Origin of the sequence: Arthrobacter sp. 7Tela_A1 (assembly GCF_049311065.1) — a bacterium.
Classification (GTDB): domain Bacteria; phylum Actinomycetota; class Actinomycetes; order Actinomycetales; family Micrococcaceae; genus Arthrobacter_B.
Genome location: NZ_JAXIOO010000013.1, coordinates 15864 through 32412 on the forward strand (window position 1 = coordinate 15864; position 16549 = coordinate 32412).

A 16549-nucleotide genomic window follows, 5' to 3' on the forward strand; every position below is an offset into this window, starting at 1 on the left:
ATCTAGTGATGGAATCCCGGGTGCTCCTGCTCCACGGGCATGGGGGCACTGAGGTTCTCCAGGTAGGAGGTCTCGGCCTGGATATCGGCCAGCAACCGTCCCGCGAGATCCATGCTCAGGCCGTTGCGCACCACGATCCGCTCGACCGTGAGATTGCTCAGGTTGTCCGGCATGGGGTAGGCCGGCACCAGCCAGCCCTTGAGCCTCAGGCGGTCGGCAAGGTTGTAAAGCGTCCACCTGCCGGTATGGCCCTCCTTGAGGCGCCAGGCGAAGACCGGAATATCCGAACCGTCGTTCCATAGTTCGAACGGCCCCATCTGGGAGATCCCGTGCGAGAGGAAGAGCGCCACGTCCTGGCTTGCCTGCTGGACTTTTTGATACCCGTCGAAACCGAGACGGAGGAACATGTAGAACTGCAGCACCACCTGCGCCCCCGGCCGGGAGAAGTTCAGCGCAAAAGTCGGCATGTCGCCGCCGAGGTAGCTCACGTAGAAGATCAGGTCTTCCGGGAGCCACTGCCGCTCGCGCCATACCACCCAGCCCAGTCCCGGGTAGACCAGTCCGTACTTATGGCCAGACGTGCTGATTGAATGCACGCGTTCAATCTGGAAATCCCAGTCCAGGTCCGGCTGGATGAACGGGGCGATCATGGCACCCGAAGCACCGTCCACGTGGATGGGGATGTCCAGTCCGGTGGAGGCCTGGATGTCGTCGAGCTTGGCGGCAACCTGCTTCACCGGCTCATACATGCCGGTGTAGGTCACCCCCATGATGGCCACGACCCCGATGGTGTTCTCGTCAACGTACTTCTCCAGCTCAAAGCCATCGAGGCATTTGTGCTCCTCGCTGATCGGCACCAGCCTGGCCTCAACGTCGAAGTAGTTGCAGAACTTCTCCCAGCAGACCTGGACGGCCGAGCTCATCACCAGATTCGGTTTCCCGGTGGACTTGCCCTCTGAGCGCCGCTTGTGCTGCCACAGCCGTTTGAAAGCCAGGCCGCCGAGCATGCAGGCTTCGGAAGAACCAATGGTTGACGTGCCGATCGTGCCTTCGGGATCGGGGGAATGCCACAGTCCCGCCAGCATCTTCCAGCAGTACTGCTCGATTGCAGCTGTCTGGGGATACTCGTCCTTGTCGATCATGTTCTTGTCGTAGGTCTCGGCGTAAAGCCGGTTCGCCTCGTCGTCCATCCAGGTGCTGACGAAGGTGGCGAGGTTCAGCCGGGCATTTCCATCGAGCATCGTCTCGTCGTGCACGATCTGATAGGCGGTTTCCGGCATCATCTCGTGCTGCGGAAAGGAGTTCTTCGCCACTTGCGTGGCCTCGCCCGGCCGGGAAAACACCGGGTTGACCGTAAAGAACTCCTGGGGATCGTTCTGCGGCATGGCTTTGACCTCTCGTAAGGAGTGTCCCCATTGAGAAAGCTGGCCGTCACAGGGTGCGCACCCGACTATACGCGCCGGCGTCTGTGCCATGCCAGACATCGGCACCAGGTATCCGGGGCGAGCAGACAGATAGTTAAACGAGTATTCTCCACGGACCGAAGTGATCCACCGTGCGGACAGTGTGCCTGCCGCGGAACCGTTGAGCACGTGTCATGGCGCGCGTAGGCTGAACGCACCATTCGACTCCCAATCAGCAGGAGACCCGCCATGGCCGGACTGACCCGCCGAGACCGCTTTGAACTGCCGGAACCGATGCGCCGCTTCATTGAAGGCGACTGGGACGTCCCCGCTTTCCGAGTGGAAGAATACCGGGACGGAGACAATATGGTTGTCCGCGCTGAACTGCCCAGCGTCGATCCGGAGAAGGACCTGGATGTCACGGTGACGGAGGGCTCGCTGCGCATTCACGGTGAGCGGCGCGAATCCGCCGAGCACAAGGCACGGACCGGGTACCGCAGCGAGTTCAAATACGGGTCCTTCACCAGGGAAATCCCGCTCCCGCCCGGCGCTGCCCAGGAAAACGTGTCGGCGTCCTATAACGACGGCGTCCTGGAGGTCCGGGTGCCGTTGCAGCCCGGCGGCGGACAAGGGCGGAAAGTCCCGGTGAACCGGGCCTAGTGCTGTTCCCGGCTAGGCGCCGGCTTCCGCATACACCGGGTAATCCGTATAGCCTTCCGCACCGTCCGTGTAGAAGGTCGAAGGATCAGGTTCATTGAGGGGCAGGCCCTCGCGCCAGCGGCGCACCAGATCCGGATTCGCGATAGCTGGACGCCCGACGGCGACAGCGTCGCACAGACCGTCTGCGAGCAGGCCGGCTGCGACCTCATGGGTGGTCACGACGCCGAAACCAGTGTTGAGCATGACAGGACCGCCGAACCGCTGCCTCAGGGACTGGACCAGTTCGCCTGCCGGATCCGCATGCAGGATGCTGAGGTAAGCAGGCTTCAGCGGTGCGATCGCGTCCACCAGGAATCCGTAGGTCGCCAGGACGTCATCCGGGTCTGTTTCCCAGGCGTCCTGGATGTTGTGTTGGGGAGAGATCCGGAGGCCTACGCGTTCCGCCCCGATTGTTGCGGCGACGGCCGTGAAGACTTCCACAACGAAGCGTGCCCGTGCCTCCGGGGAGCCGCCGTAGGTGTCGGTGCGGCGGTTCGACGCAGGGCTGAGGAATTCATGGAGCAGATAGCCGTTCGCCCCGTGCAGTTCCACTCCGTCGAATCCGGCATCAATGGCGGCCACTGAGGCCTGCACGAAATTGTCGCGAACGGAATCCAGTTCGAGTTCGCCCAGTTCGCGCGGCACAGCGCAGGGGAGCTTGCCGCGGGGCGTGCGGATGACGCCGTCGACGGCGATGGCGCTGGGAGCCACGGTTTCGTAACCGCCGTTGATCTCCGGATGCGTGGCACGTCCGGCGTGCATGACCTGGGCGAAAATGCGGCCGCCCTCGGCATGGACAGCGTCGGTGACGGCGCGCCAGCCTTTGACCTGGGCAGCGGTTACGAGTCCGGGCTGCCCGCTGAAGCCCTGGCCTTCAGGGCAGGGATAGGTTCCTTCGGACACGATCAGTCCCAGCGATGCGCGCTGGCGGTAGTGTTCTGCGACCAGCGGGCCCGGGATGCCGTCCGCTCCGGAACGGACGCGGGTCAGGGGAGCCATCACCAGCCTGTTCGGCAGGTGGTAGGAGCCGATGGGCACGGGGGAGAAAAGGTCAGTCTGCACAAATTCCTTTCGGCACGCAGCACAAGGCGTGCGGTGGAGGGGTCATTTGCGCCAACCGCGGCCGGGCTGAACGTATTCCCGCGCCCGTCCCTGATCCGGGGTTTCAGCTGCCAGCCGCCCTAACCTCTCGAATCAGGTTCGTGATCCTCGCGGTGGAGAGCCTGCGGCCTTCATCGTCGGTCATCACCACCTCGTGGGTGGTGACTGTTCCGCCCAGGTGGACCGCCGTCGCGGTACCGGTGACGAGGCCCTTGGAGACCGGCCGGTGATGGGTAGCCCCCACCTCGATGCCCACGGCGTACCGCCCGGGACCGGCGTGCAGTGAGGCGGCAAAAGAGCCAAGCGTTTCAGCCAGGACCACGTGGGCGCCGCCGTGCAGGATCCCCGCAACCTGCTGGTTCCCCTCCACGGGCATGGTCGCTACGATGCGGGAAGGGGACATTTCCGTGAACCGGATGCCCAGCTTCACCACCAGGGCGCCAACCCCCGATTCCCCCAGCCAGGGGTGCAGTTCCGCCGGCACACCGGCCTCGATCAGTTCCTGCTGCTTGGGGATCCCGCCCTGCGCGGGGCCAGCCTGGCCCGGCGTGAAAATGTCGCTCATGCCCACTAGGCTTACACCTGTGAGTGAAACTGCCAAACTGGCCTCTGCCCCTGTCTCTTCGACCGACTCCGGAACCGCTGCCGACCCCGCGGATTCCCTTGCCGGACTGGGGATCAACGAGGTCCCCGAGGTGCCGGACACTGCCGCTGACGCCCCGGTCGGAAGCCACGCGGCGCCCACGCCGTCCGCGGTACCCCTTGGCACCGTCAACGCCGCCGGAAACAACCGACTGCTGGTCCTTGACGGCCACTCCATGGCCTTCCGCGCTTTCTACGCGCTCCCGGCGGAGAACTTCTCCACGGACACCGGCCAGCACACCAACGCCGTCTACGGCTTCACCTCCATGCTGATCAACCTGATCAAGAACGAGGAGCCGACACACATCGCGGTGGCCTTCGACCTGGATACCCCGACGTTCCGCACCGAGGAGTACTCGGAATACAAGGGCGGGCGGAACAAGACACCGGAGGAGTTCCACGGGCAGGTGGACCTGATCATCAAGGTCATGGAAGCCATGCGCATTCCCACCATTTCCCTGGACGGCTACGAGGCCGACGACATTCTGGCCACCCTTGCAGAGCAGGCAGCCTCCCGGAACTGGGATGTCATGGTGGTCTCCGGAGACCGGGACGCGTTCCAGCTGGTCAATGACCGCGTCACTGTCTTCTATCCCAAGAAGGGTGTCTCCGACCTGCCGCGCATGGACGCTGCGGCAGTGGAAGAGAAATACCTTGTGCCGCCGGACAAGTATTCGGACCTTGCCGCGCTCGTGGGGGAGTCCGCGGACAACCTGCCAGGCGTGCCGGGAGTCGGCCCCAAGACCGCTGCCAAGTGGATCAAGCAGTACGGCGGACTCGAAGGAATCCTCGAGCACCTGGACGAAATCAAGGGCAAGGTCGGTGACTCCCTCCGCGCGAACATTGAAGACGTGAAGCGCAACCGGCGGCTGAACCGGCTGCTGCGTGACCTTGACCTGCCCGTGGACCTCGACGCCATGGCTGCCCAGCGGCCCGACCGTGAGGCCATCGAGGAACTCTTCGACGCACTGCAGTTCAACGCGCTGCGCAAACGCCTCTTCGACGTCTACGGCGAAGAGGAGGTCCCCGGGGACCACCCGGAGCTGCTGCCTCCGGCCCACAGCACGCTCACCTCCGCGGATGACCTCCAGGCGTGGTTCCAGGCCACCAACCAGAAACCGGCCGGCATCCGCCTGGTCACGGAAGGATCCGGTGAATCCCGGGAAGCGACCGGGATTGCCGTCGTCACCGACGAGTCGGCGGCCTACATTCCGCTGCTCGAGCTGGACGCTGAGGCGGAACAGGTCCTCGCCGGCTGGCTGGGAGACAGCAACGCACCGAAGGTGGTCCACGACTTCAAGGATGCCTACAAGCTGCTCTCCCGCCGCGGACTCCACCTGGACGGGGAAGTCGATGATCCCGCGATTTCCGGCTACCTCATCCAGCCTGACCGGAGAAGCTACGACCTGGCGGACCTGAGCCTGCAGCACCTGAAACTCTCCCTGGAATCCGCTGCATCCTCCAGCAACCAGCTCGAACTCTCGCTGGACGGCGAAGACACAGCCGCCCCGGCGGTCATGGAAGCCTTCGCGGCGCTGCGACTGAGCGAGCACTTCTCCGGCCTGCTGGTTGAGCGCGGAGCCAACCAGCTGCTGGGCGGGCTGGAACTGCCGCTGGCGGAAGTGCTGGCGGAGATGGAGCTGGCCGGGATCGCCGTCTCGACTGACAAGCTGGACGGCCTCCTGGACGAGTTCGGCCGCACCATCGAGGTCGCCAAGGAGGAGGCCTTCGCCGTCATCGGCAAGGAAATCAACCTCGGCTCCCCGAAGCAGCTCCAGGTAGTGCTCTTTGAGGAACTCGGCCTGCCCAAGACCAAGAAGATCAAGACCGGATACTCCACCGACGCCGACGCGCTCTCGGACCTGATCATCAAGACGAACGGCCATCCGTTCCTGGCCCACCTGCTGGCCTACCGGGACGCCTCAAAGCTCCGGCAGACGGTGGAGGGCCTGCGCAAGTCTGTTTCTGACGACGGCCGGATCCACACCACGTATGCGCAGACTGTTGCCGCGACGGGCCGTTTGTCCTCCATCAACCCCAACCTGCAGAACATCCCGATCCGGTCCGAGGAAGGGCGCCGGATCCGTGAAGTGTTCGTGGTCGGGGAGGGTTACGAGACCCTGCTGACAGCGGACTACTCCCAGGTCGAAATGCGGATCATGGCTCACCTCTCCGGTGACGAAAGCCTGATCCAGGCTTTCCGCGACGGCGAGGACCTGCACCGGTTCGTCGGCTCGCACATTTTCGGGGTTCCCCCGGAAGAGGTCACCAGTGCCATGCGTTCCAAGGTCAAGGCCATGTCCTACGGCCTGGTCTACGGCCTGAGTTCGTTCGGCCTGTCGAAGCAGCTCTCCATCCCGGTCGACGAGGCTCGCACGCTGATGCGGGACTACTTCACCCGCTTCGGAGCCGTCCGCGACTATCTGCGCGGCGTCGTCGAGCAGGCCCGCAAGGACGGCTACACCTCTACCATCGAGGGCCGCCGCCGCTACCTGCCGGACCTGGCCAGCACCAACCGGCAGCTGCGCGAGATGTCCGAACGCGCCGCCCTGAACGCCCCCATCCAGGGCTCTGCGGCAGACATCATCAAGAAGGCAATGCTGGGAGTGGACGCCGAGCTGAAGAAGCAGGGCCTGAAAACGCGTATGCTGCTGCAGGTCCATGACGAACTCGTCCTGGAAGTCGCGCCGGGGGAGCGGGAAGCAGCGGAGAAGCTGGTCCGTGAACAGATGGCCGGCGCCGCCGACCTCTCTGTACCGCTGGATGTCTCAGTGGGCTGGGGTGTGAGCTGGCACGAGGCAGGGCACTAGGACAAACCACCAGGGGGACGAAATGACGGCGGAAACCGCGGGGACAGCCCTGCGCACGGAACGTTTCGCGGCGGGCCTGTCCCACGCGGACCACCAGCGTGTCGATGAGCGCACTGCGGACTGGCTGCAGGCCGTCAACGTGGGGTTCCATGATCCGGCGTGGAAGCCGGAGCAGATGGCGTCCCTCGTGGAGGCATACCGCGCTGACGGGCGCATGCTCACCGGTGTCTACGACGATGCCGCACCGGCGTATGCCTGGAACCCGGCAGCACCCGTAGCGACGTACGCAACCATGGCCAACAGCCTGAATACCGGCGGCAGCCTTCTGCAGGCCCACCAGATCACGTCAGTGACGGTTCGCCCGACGCACCGCCGCCGGGGGATCCTGAGCGGCATGATCACCGCCGACCTGCTGCGCGCCAGGGAGGAAGGCTTCGCGGTTGCGGCACTGCTTGCCTCCGAAGCGGTCATTTACGGGCGCTTTGGATTTGGTGCAGCGACAGCTGAAGCGAACGTGGAGATTGACGCGCGGGGCCGGCTGGAGCTCAACGCCCCGCCGTCGGGTTTAACGGTGCTTGCCGACAGCCCGAAAATGGAGGAACTGGCCCCGGAGATTTTCTCCCGGCACCTCCAGGCCGCCCGGGGCGCCCTGGGACGGCAGGCCGGGTACGCCAAACGGGCGGCCGGGTTGTGGGGAGACGTTCCCGAAGTGCAGCAGGATGTGCGGGCCGCGGTGCATTACGACGCCGCTGGGACGCCGGACGGCTACGTCACTTACCGCTTCCTTCCGTGGGAAACCGAACCCCATACCCTCAAGGTCCTGGACCTTGTGGCAGCCGATGACACTGCCCGGCTGGAACTGTGGCGGTATCTGGGTTCCATTGATCTCGTCGAGAAGATCACGGCCTCGGCGCCGGTGGCGGATCCGCTTCCCTGGGCCCTGGCAGACCGGCGGCGCTACCAGGTCACCGGTGTCGAAGACACCCTGTGGCTGCGTCCGCTGGACCCGGCCGCAATGCTCCGCGCCAGGGGTTTCGAATCAGACGGCACAGTTGTCCTCACTGTCACTGACCCGCTGGGCCTTGCAGCCGGCCGCTGGCTGATCCAGGTGGACGGGACGGCCGTTACTGTCACGGTGCTTGTTCCCGGAGAAGACGGACCGTCCGGCGTGCCTTCTGCCGAAGCGGATGCAGCGGCCTTTGGTTCCCTGTATCTCGGCGGCGTGAGTGCACAGGTCCTGGCCGCTTCCGGCGGGGTGCGGGGCACGGAGGAGGGCATTGCAGCCCTGGACCGGCTCTTCGCCGTGGCCCGGCCGCCGTACTGCAGCACCCATTTCTAACCAGGGGTTACGGGTATTCCGTGAGGTTACGGTCAGGTCAGGCAATTCGGGTACTGGTTTTACCAACCGGCTTTGACCTGACTTGGAGGCTGCGGCTAGACTAAACAGGCGCGTTACGCGTGCTGGAGAGGTATTCCGGTCGCCACCGTGCAGCACCAAGATTCATAATTCTGTCCATCTCCGGACAAACAAGCACCGTCTTGAACCTGGTTCCTCCGGGTTGCACGCGAGCCGGTGGGAGCAACATCCGGAATTACATCAACTTCCACATCGGAGTCCCAACTACATGACCATCACCACCACCGAGAAGTCCGGTACCCCGCAGGTCGCCATCAACGACATCGGATCCGCCGAGGACTTCCTCGCCGCCATTGACGCAACGATCAAGTACTTCAACGACGGCGATCTCGTCGAAGGTACCGTCGTCAAGGTTGACCGCGACGAGGTTCTGCTCGACATCGGTTACAAGACCGAGGGTGTCATTCCTTCCCGTGAGCTTTCCATCAAGCACGACGTCGATCCCGGGGACGTTGTATCCGTGGGCGACCAGGTCGAAGCTTTGGTCCTCACCAAGGAAGACAAAGAAGGCCGTCTGATCCTCTCCAAGAAGCGCGCACAGTACGAGCGTGCCTGGGGCGACATCGAAAAGGTCAAGGAAGAAGACGGCGTCGTTACCGGTACCGTCATCGAGGTTGTCAAGGGTGGTCTTATCCTCGACATCGGGCTGCGCGGCTTCCTGCCCGCATCCCTCGTGGAGATGCGTCGCGTCCGCGACCTGGCTCCGTACATCGGCCAGCAGATCGAAGCCAAGATCATCGAGCTGGACAAGAACCGCAACAACGTGGTCCTGTCCCGCCGTGCATGGCTCGAGCAGACCCAGTCCGAGGTGCGTTCCACGTTCCTCAACAAGCTGGAAAAGGGCCAGGTTCGTCCGGGCGTTGTTTCCTCCATCGTCAACTTCGGTGCCTTCGTGGACCTTGGCGGCGTAGACGGCCTCGTCCACGTTTCCGAGCTGTCCTGGAAGCACATCGACCACCCCTCCGAGGTCGTTGAAGTTGGCCAGGAAGTCACCGTTGAGGTTCTGGAAGTTGACCTCGACCGCGAGCGTGTCTCCCTGTCGCTGAAGGCTACGCAGGAAGATCCGTGGCAGACCTTCGCCCGCACCCACGCCCTGGGCCAGGTTGTGCCGGGCAAGGTCACCAAGCTGGTTCCGTTCGGTGCGTTCGTTCGCGTCGAAGACGGCATCGAAGGCCTGGTCCACATCTCCGAGCTGGCTGTGCGCCACGTTGAACTGGCAGAGCAGGTTGTTTCCGTTGGGGACGAGCTGTTCGTCAAGGTCATCGACATCGACCTCGAGCGCCGCCGCATCAGCCTGTCGCTGAAGCAGGCCAACGAGGGCGTCGACCCCGAGGGCACCGAGTTCGATCCGGCTCTGTACGGCATGGCCGCAGAGTACGACGAAGCCGGCAACTACAAGTACCCGGAGGGCTTCGACCCCGAGTCGAACGAGTGGCTCGAAGGCTACGAGACCCAGCGTGCAGCTTGGGAGCAGCAGTACGCTGACGCCCAGGCCCGCTGGGAAGCACACAAGAAGCAGGTTGCCCAGCACAACTCTGAAGACGTTGCTGCAGCTTCGGACTCCGTTGAGTCCAGCTCCACCAGCTACTCTTCCGAGCCTGCTGCATCCGAGTCCGCTGCCGGCACCCTGGCATCCGACGAGGCTCTTGCTGCACTGCGCGAGAAGCTGACCGGCAACTAATTTCTGTTGCTAAGGCATTAGCTGCCTGAAGGGGGGGTTTGCCAGAGGGGGGTTCCCCCCGGGGGCCCCCCCCCCCCTTTTCTTATGCCCGGCGTTCCAGTGCTGCCTTGGTAGGCTGGGTCCGCCGTCAGGGCTGCAGGACAGGGAAACCGCAACAGGGGGAAGTACATGCAGGGCCAGAATTCGAGCTCACCGCAGGCCGCAGATGTTGAACCGGAGATCCGGCGCCGGACGCAGGCTGCGGCCAGGCACCTGACACCGGCCCAGGCCGCCAATCTAGTCAACGGAGCGGCCGCTGCGGAACGGGAAGCCGGGTCGTGGGAAGAGATCAAGGCTGCTGAGCAGCTGGAGCGGGACCTGCACGAGAGGTACCCGCAGTACTTTGAGGCAGCAGAGACCGTGCGCGACGGAGAAGCGCGCGCCGACCTGCCCAGGTTCCGCGCCTGGGGCCGGGAACAGCGGCGGCTGGCGCGGGAAGCCGACGGCTGGCTCGCGGGAAATGCTGCCCGGATACGGACCCTGGGCGGCGTCCTGCTGGGGGCGGCTCTGGTAACCAAACCGTTCGACCTGATCTCGAGTGAAGTGTTCGGCATAGCCGCCGCCGTTGCCGCCGCGCTCCTGGTGCTGGGAACCCAGCTGCTCAAGAAGCGCCGAAGTCCCCTGTGGAACGGAGTCTTCGCCGATCCCAAGATGGCTTCCGCCTACGTGTGGGGGCACGCCTCACGGGCAGCGGCAACAGCCCTCATCAGAACGCGTGAGCCTGATGCCGGCGCGTGGGAGGCCCACATGCTCCGGATTGACGGGATGTGGGACCGCCGGAACCGCCCGAGTGAGCTCTTCGCCGAGGAAGACTACAGCGGCATCCGCTACACGTCCGCCTGACAGGGGCTAGGCGGACTCCCGCACCACGAGGGACGTAGGCAGCCGGCAGACCCTCTCCGACGCGCGGCCCTCGATGAGTTCCACCAGCATGCGGGCCATCTTCTCGCCGAGTTCAGCGATGGGGTGGTGAACCGTGGTGAGCGCGGGGGAGACGCGGGTAGCAAACTGGTCATCGTCGAAACCTACGACGGCGATGTCTTCCGGGATCTTCACACCGCGTTCCTTCAGGACGGCATGCGCTCCTGCGGCCATCTGGTCATTGGCCGCAAACAGGCCGTCAAAGGGCTTGCCCCGATCCAGCAGGCGCCGCATGGCAGCTGCTCCCGAGGCTACGGTGAAGTCGCCTACCTCTACGAGTGCGTCATCGAGTCCGGCACGAGTCAATCCCGCGCGCCAGCCGGCCAGCCGGTCAATCCCGGGCGGCATGTCCTGCGGTCCCGCTATGGTGGCGATGCTGCGGCGCCCGGAGTCGATAAGGTGCTGGACGGCGGCCAGGGCGCCCTCTTCGTTGTCCACCTCCACGTAGTAGCTGTCCCGGGCGTTCACCAGGGGACGGCCGGCGAAAACCATCGGCAGCGCGTCGCTGAGGTGCTCCCAGGAGTGGTCACCGCTGTGGTGGGAGACCACCAGGACGCCGTCCACGTTTCCGCCCATGAGGTACCGCTGGGTCTTGCCCGGATTCGCCTCGGAGGAAGTCACCATGTTCAGCATGTAGTCCGTTGAGTTCAGGTACTTGGCCACCCCCTCCACAACCGTTGCGAAGAACGGGTCGGCAAAGACTTTTGACGTGGACTCGGGCACCAGCAGTGTCACGGTGTACGTCCGGCGGCTCGCCAGGGTGCGGGCGGCCCGGTTGGGTACGTAGTTCAGCGTCCTGACAGCCTGTTCCACGCTCTGCACCAACTCGGGTGCCACCGATGGTGAGCCGTTGACGACGCGTGAGACAGTCGCACGCGAGACCCCGGCCAGCGCCGCCACCATTTCCAGCGTGGGGGCAGGGCGCGCCTGCGTAGCCTCGCTGCCCAAACTCGTTTCCGTGCCCATGTATCCGTTCCCCTCGGCTGTGGCCGCGGCCATGTTCGATTCTAGTTTCATCTAGCCGACCGGCGCTGCGGCCGCCGGCCTTCCGGCAGGTGTTCCGCTCTGCGCGCGTGCCGCTGCGGCGTACCGCGAGTAGGCCAGGCCGCTTTCCTTGATGATGCGTTCCTGGGTGTCATAGTCCACGTGGATGATCCCGAAACGCTTGTCATAGCCCCAGGACCATTCGAAGTTGTCAAGGAGGGACCAGACGAAGTAGCCACGGACATCCGCCCCCTGCGCGATGGCTTCGCCGACGGCTGTGACATGGTCCAGGATGTAGCCGGTCCGCTCCGTGTCGGCCACGCGCCCGTCCCCGCCGACTGTGTCGTCGTACGCAGCGCCGTTCTCCGTGATGTACAGCGGGGGCAGGTCGGGATATTCCCGGCCCAGCCGGAGCAGGAGGGTGCGCAGGCCGTCCGGATTGACTTCCCAGTCCATGGCGGTTCTCGGCAGCCCCCGGCTGGGGAACGAAATGTGCTCCGCTCCAATCCAGGGGGATGCTGTGTGCCGCCCGGCCCCGCCGCCGTGTCCGTCGGCTCCGCTGGTATCCGGATGGCCGCTGATCATGTCGTCGTGGTAGTGGTTGACCCCCAGGAAATCTATGGGCGCGCCAATCACCTCCATGTCGCCCGGAAGGATCACCTCGTGCAGGCCATAGGGCTCCAGGTCCCGGAGGGAGTCCTCCGGGTAGGCCCCGCGGAGGATCGGATCCAGGAAGATCCGGTTCTGCAGCGAATCGAAGAGCCGTGCGGCTTCCAGGTCCACCGGATCAGAGGGATCCTTCGGGATCGAGTTGCTGAGGTTCAGCGTGATCCCGATATTCTCGGCACCAAGGCCGCGGAGCTCCGCCGTAGCCATGCCGTGGGCGAGGTGCTGATGGTGAACGGCGGCGATGGCGGCATGCGGATCCTGCCGTCCCGGAGCATGGACCCCTGAACCATAGCCAAGCAGCGACGAGCAGAAGGGCTCGTTGAAGGTGGTCCAGTGGCGTACCCGGTCCCCGACTGCTGCGTACACATCCTGCGCGTACTCCACGAAGCGGCAGGCGGTGTCACGGTTGGTCCAGCCGCCCTGCTCCTCCAGCGCCTGGGGGAGGTCCCAGTGGTACAGGGTCAGCCACGGGAGGATGCCGGCGTCGAGCAGTTCGTCCACGAGCCGGGAGTAGAAATCCAAACCCTTGGGATTGACCCCGCCTCCACCCGGCCTGACCCGCGCCCAGCTGGTGGAGAAGCGGTAGGAGTCCAGGCCGAGTTCCTTCATCAGTGCAACGTCCTGCGGCATGCGGTGGTAGTGGTCAACCGCCATGGCCGGAGTATCGCCGTTGCGCACGTTCCCCGGTTTGGCGGCGAAGGCATCCCACACAGAGTCTTCTTTGCCGTCCTCCCATGCACCTCCCTCAATCTGCGCTGCGGCGGTTGCGGATCCCCAGATGAAACCCGGTGGGAAGTTGCTGCTGTTATCCGTAGGGGTGGTATTTGTCATTAACCCTTCACTGCTCCCTGCATGATTCCGGAAATAAGTTGTTTGCCTGCGGCTACGAAAAGAAGAAGCAGGGGAATGGTGGCCATCACAGCCCCGGTCAGGACCACCGCGTAGTCGGTGTAACGGTTCGACTGCAACTGGCTCAGTGCGGTCTGAAGTGTGGGGTTGTCGGGACCGAGGACCAGCAGCGGCCACAAAAAGTCGGTCCAGGCGCTCATGAAGGTGAACAGCCCCAGGATGGCCATGGCCGGCCTGGCGGCCGGAAGGGCTACATGCCAGAACGTCCGGATCATGTTCGCGCCGTCCATGCGGGCAGACTCAATGAGTTCGTCGGGAATGACGTCCACGAGGTACTGGCGCATGAAGAAGACTCCGAAGGCTGTCACCAGCGTGGGGATGATGACCGCGCCGATCTCCCCGGTCCAGCCGAAAGTCCTCATCACCATGAACAGCGGGATGATGCCCAGCTGCGTCGGGATCGCCATGGTGGCGACGACGGCAATCATCAGGCCGGTATTGCCGCGGAACCGGAGCTTCGCAAAGGCGTAGCCGGCCAGGGTGGAGAACGTGACGACCGAGACCGTGATGACGGTGGAGATGACTACGCTGTTCCACAGTGCAAGCCAGAACGGAACAGTGTTGAAGACCTCACCGACGTTGTTCCAGAAATTGCCGCCCGGCAACAGGGGAGGATAGGACAGGCCCAGCGCCTCGTTCGAGCGGCTGCCGACGACCGCCGACCACCAGAGCGGATACGCGGAACCGATAAAGAAGGCCAGCAGGAGACCGTACGTCAGGTACCCGGGGCGCAGGCCGTTTCCGAAAATGCGCTGCCGCAGCGGTTGCTTGGTGCGGGGCCGCGGTGCAGGCGCAGGCCTGGCGGTCGGCCGCTCAATGATGCTCACTTGGTCTTCCCTTCGCTAAGCTTCCGGCGGCGTCGGGTCGTTCTGCCGTCCGTAGAGGCGATCCGCCTGGAGAGGGTCAGGTTCACGATTCCGATGAGGATGATGATCAGGAATAGCAGCCAGGCAATGGCCGAGGCGACACCGAAGTCCATCCGCTTGAATCCCATTTCCCAGAGGTAGAGGACAGTGGTCTGGAACTGGCGCTGCGGCCCTCCGGCGTACGTTGGATCGAAGAGCCGGGGTTCGGCGAAGATCTGGAGACCGCCGATGGTGGACGTGATCACGACGAAAATCATGGTGGGGCGGATGCTGGGAAGCGTAATGCTGAAGAACCTTCGGAAGGCCCCCGCGCCGTCGATCGCAGCCGACTCATAGATGTCCCTCGGCACCGCCTGCATTGCCGCCAGGAGAATGAGGGCGTTGTAGCCCGTCCACCGGAAGTTGACCATCGTCGCAACGGCTACGTGGCTGGCGAACGTGTCTGTCCGCCAGTTGACGGGATCGATGCCGATGTTCCCCAGCAGGTTGTTGATCAGTCCATGCTGCTCGTTGAACATGTTCGTGAAGATCAGGGCCACTGCAACCGGGGTAACAATGTAGGGAATCAGGATCGACATCCGCCAGAAGGTCTTCGCCCGGATGTTCTGGTCCAGGATGGCTGCGATGAACAGCGCACCGATGAGCTGGGGAATGGCCGAGAGCAGGAAAATGCTCATGGTGTTCCCGAGCGAGTTCCAGAAGAACCGGTCACCCAGGACCGCCGCAAAGTTGCCCAGGCCCACGAAGTCGCCCTGGCCCTTCAGCAGGTGCCAGTCGTGCAGCGAAACCCAGAAGGTGTAGAGCAGCGGAAACAGTCCGACGAGCCCGAAGAGCAGGAAGAAGGGGGAGATGTACAGGTAAGGCGAGGCCTTGACGTCCCAGACGTTCAGCCGCTGCCGGAAGGTTGGTTTGGTTTTAAGCGGTTCAGCCGCTGGGGCCGGGCGCTTGAGGGTTACGGTCATTGGAGTTCTCCCAGGCCATCGACGGGGCCTCCGGAATACTGGAGGCCCCGTCCGTCTGCACTAATCCTTGACTACCAGATCGTTGAGGAGCTTGACGGCCTCGTTCCACGCGGCTTCTCCGTCGGTCTTGCCGGCATCGAGCGGGACAAGGGCTGCACCGAAAACGTTCTCCTGGATGACCGAGTCATCGGGTCCCTTGAACTGGGCGATCACGCCTTCGGCCCGGGAAGCCAGGATGGCACCCGTCGGGGCGTCATTGAACATCGGATTCGGCACGGCCTCCTCGACGAGCGTTTTCTGCGCCTCCACAGTGCTCGGGAAGTTGTTCGCGGCTGCTGACTGCTTGACCTGCTGTTCGGGGGCCGTCAGCCACGCAGCGAGCTTGGCCGCCTCTTCCTTGTGCTCTGACGACTCGGACACTGCCAGGAAGGCGCCGCCCCAGTTGGATGCACCGCCGGGGAAGACATCGGCAAAGTCCCAGCCGGACTCAGCTCCGCCGCCGGCGGATTCGAGCTGCTCCTGAATGGTGCCCAGCATCCATCCGGGACAGACAAACGTGGCGAACGAACCGTCGGTGAAGGCCTTGCCCGTACCCCAGTCAAACTTTGTCTCATTGGCTGAGAGACCGGCCTCCGTTGCTGCAGCCAACTGCAGGAAGCGTTCCTTCATCGCCGTGTTGCCCTCGATGTTCAGGTCCCCGCCCTTGGTGTAGTACCCCTCGTCCATCTGGTTGACCATGGAGTTCCAGACGAAGCCGGACTGGTCATACCACGCCAGTCCGGTCTTCTCGTGATACTGGTTTCCCAGCTCAAAATAGCGCTCCCACGTCGCATCGTCTCCGCCAAAGAGCTCGGCGACGGACTCCCTGTCGCTGGGCAGCCCTGCAGCCTCAAACAGCTTGCCGTTGTAGCACAGCCCCTGCGGGCCGATGTCCGTGCCGTATCCGATCACCCGGCCATCCGCATCGGTGCCCTGTTTGAACTTCCAGTCAACCCAGTTGTCCTTGATATCGGCGGCTCCGTAGTCGTTCAGGTCGACGAACTCGTGCGAGACCTCCATGACGGAACCCAGCCAGCCCTCCTCCAGGGCCACGATGTCGCTCACGCCTGAACCGGCCGCGAGCTTCGTGAACAGGTCGGTCTGGGCATTGGCGCCCCGGTCGATATTGTTGGCCTTGATCTTGATGCCCGGGTTGGCGTCTTCGTACTCGGTGTAGAGATCGTCATAGCCGAAGGCGCCGAATGTGGTGATGGAGAGTTCAAGCGGGTTCTCTTCGGTGCCGGCTTCGCTGCCGCCGCCGCAGCCGGCGGCGAGCAGTGCCACGGCTGCGGCTCCTGCCACCACGGCTGCCGAATGTCGAAACTTTTTCACGGTCACTCCTTTGTGTGTCTTACCGGTTGATATCCCGGGAAGGACCGTGCCGAAAGAACCTGGCTTGTCCTGGGT

At 64.0% G+C, this 16549-nt stretch carries 13 protein-coding genes; 5 read left to right on the forward strand and 8 right to left on the reverse strand.

Translation table 11 applies throughout. The features are described from left to right. Positions 1-2 precede the first annotated feature (2 nt). Positions 3-1385: a glutamate decarboxylase gene (locus TVB01_RS07540; RefSeq protein WP_422455293.1), complete on the reverse strand. Its 1383-nt coding sequence runs from the start codon at positions 1383-1385 to the stop codon at positions 3-5. Positions 1386-1652: 267 nt separating this feature from the next. On the opposite strand from TVB01_RS07540, the gene TVB01_RS07545 reads away from it, so the two are divergent. Further along, on the forward strand, positions 1653-2063 hold the full coding sequence (locus TVB01_RS07545) for an Hsp20/alpha crystallin family protein (protein ID WP_422455294.1): 411 nt from the start codon (positions 1653-1655) through the stop codon (positions 2061-2063). A 12-nt stretch (positions 2064-2075) separates the two neighbouring features. On the opposite strand, the gene TVB01_RS07550 is transcribed toward TVB01_RS07545, so the two are convergent. Beyond that, positions 2076-3164 carry an alkene reductase gene (locus TVB01_RS07550; RefSeq protein WP_422455295.1) on the reverse strand — a complete coding sequence of 363 codons (1089 nt, stop codon included), beginning with the start codon at positions 3162-3164 and terminating at the stop codon, positions 2076-2078. Between the two features lie 103 nt (positions 3165-3267). Then, positions 3268-3768: a PaaI family thioesterase gene (locus TVB01_RS07555; RefSeq protein ID WP_422455296.1), complete on the reverse strand. Its 501-nt coding sequence runs from the start codon at positions 3766-3768 to the stop codon at positions 3268-3270. Between the two features lie 19 nt (positions 3769-3787). On the opposite strand from TVB01_RS07555, the gene polA reads away from it, so the two are divergent. The 4 genes from polA to TVB01_RS07575 all read left to right on the forward strand — a co-directional run bounded on the left by polA (position 3788) and on the right by TVB01_RS07575 (position 10635). Then, positions 3788-6655, forward strand: coding sequence for a DNA polymerase I (gene polA / locus TVB01_RS07560; protein WP_422455297.1), 2868 nt, complete (start codon positions 3788-3790; stop codon positions 6653-6655). A 22-nt stretch (positions 6656-6677) separates the two neighbouring features. Next, positions 6678-7994, forward strand: coding sequence for a GNAT family N-acetyltransferase (locus TVB01_RS07565; RefSeq protein WP_422455298.1), 1317 nt, complete (start codon positions 6678-6680; stop codon positions 7992-7994). Between the two features lie 286 nt (positions 7995-8280). Continuing rightward, positions 8281-9753, forward strand: a complete 1473-nt coding sequence (rpsA, locus tag TVB01_RS07570; RefSeq protein WP_055241244.1) for a 30S ribosomal protein S1 — start codon at positions 8281-8283, stop codon at positions 9751-9753. Positions 9754-9921: 168 nt separating this feature from the next. Next, positions 9922-10635, forward strand: a complete 714-nt coding sequence (locus TVB01_RS07575) for a hypothetical protein (protein WP_422455299.1) — start codon at positions 9922-9924, stop codon at positions 10633-10635. A gap of 6 nt (positions 10636-10641) precedes the next feature. On the opposite strand, the gene TVB01_RS07580 is transcribed toward TVB01_RS07575, so the two are convergent. The 5 genes from TVB01_RS07580 to TVB01_RS07600 form a co-directional block, all read right to left on the reverse strand. Further along, on the reverse strand, positions 10642-11679 hold the full coding sequence (locus TVB01_RS07580; protein ID WP_422455341.1) for a LacI family DNA-binding transcriptional regulator: 1038 nt from the start codon (positions 11677-11679) through the stop codon (positions 10642-10644). A 51-nt stretch (positions 11680-11730) separates the two neighbouring features. Next, positions 11731-13197: a glycoside hydrolase family 1 protein gene (locus TVB01_RS07585; RefSeq protein ID WP_422455300.1), complete on the reverse strand. Its 1467-nt coding sequence runs from the start codon at positions 13195-13197 to the stop codon at positions 11731-11733. Further along, a complete protein-coding gene (locus tag TVB01_RS07590; RefSeq protein WP_422455342.1) occupies positions 13197-14036 on the reverse strand; it encodes a carbohydrate ABC transporter permease in 840 nt (279 codons plus the stop codon). Before TVB01_RS07590 ends, TVB01_RS07585 begins: the two co-directional genes overlap by 1 nt. 62 nt (positions 14037-14098) lie before the next feature. After that, positions 14099-15103, reverse strand: coding sequence for a carbohydrate ABC transporter permease (locus TVB01_RS07595; RefSeq protein ID WP_422455301.1), 1005 nt, complete (start codon positions 15101-15103; stop codon positions 14099-14101). 60 nt (positions 15104-15163) lie between these two features. After that, positions 15164-16474, reverse strand: a complete 1311-nt coding sequence (locus TVB01_RS07600; RefSeq protein ID WP_422455302.1) for an extracellular solute-binding protein — start codon at positions 16472-16474, stop codon at positions 15164-15166. Between the last annotated feature and the right edge of the window lie 75 nt (positions 16475-16549).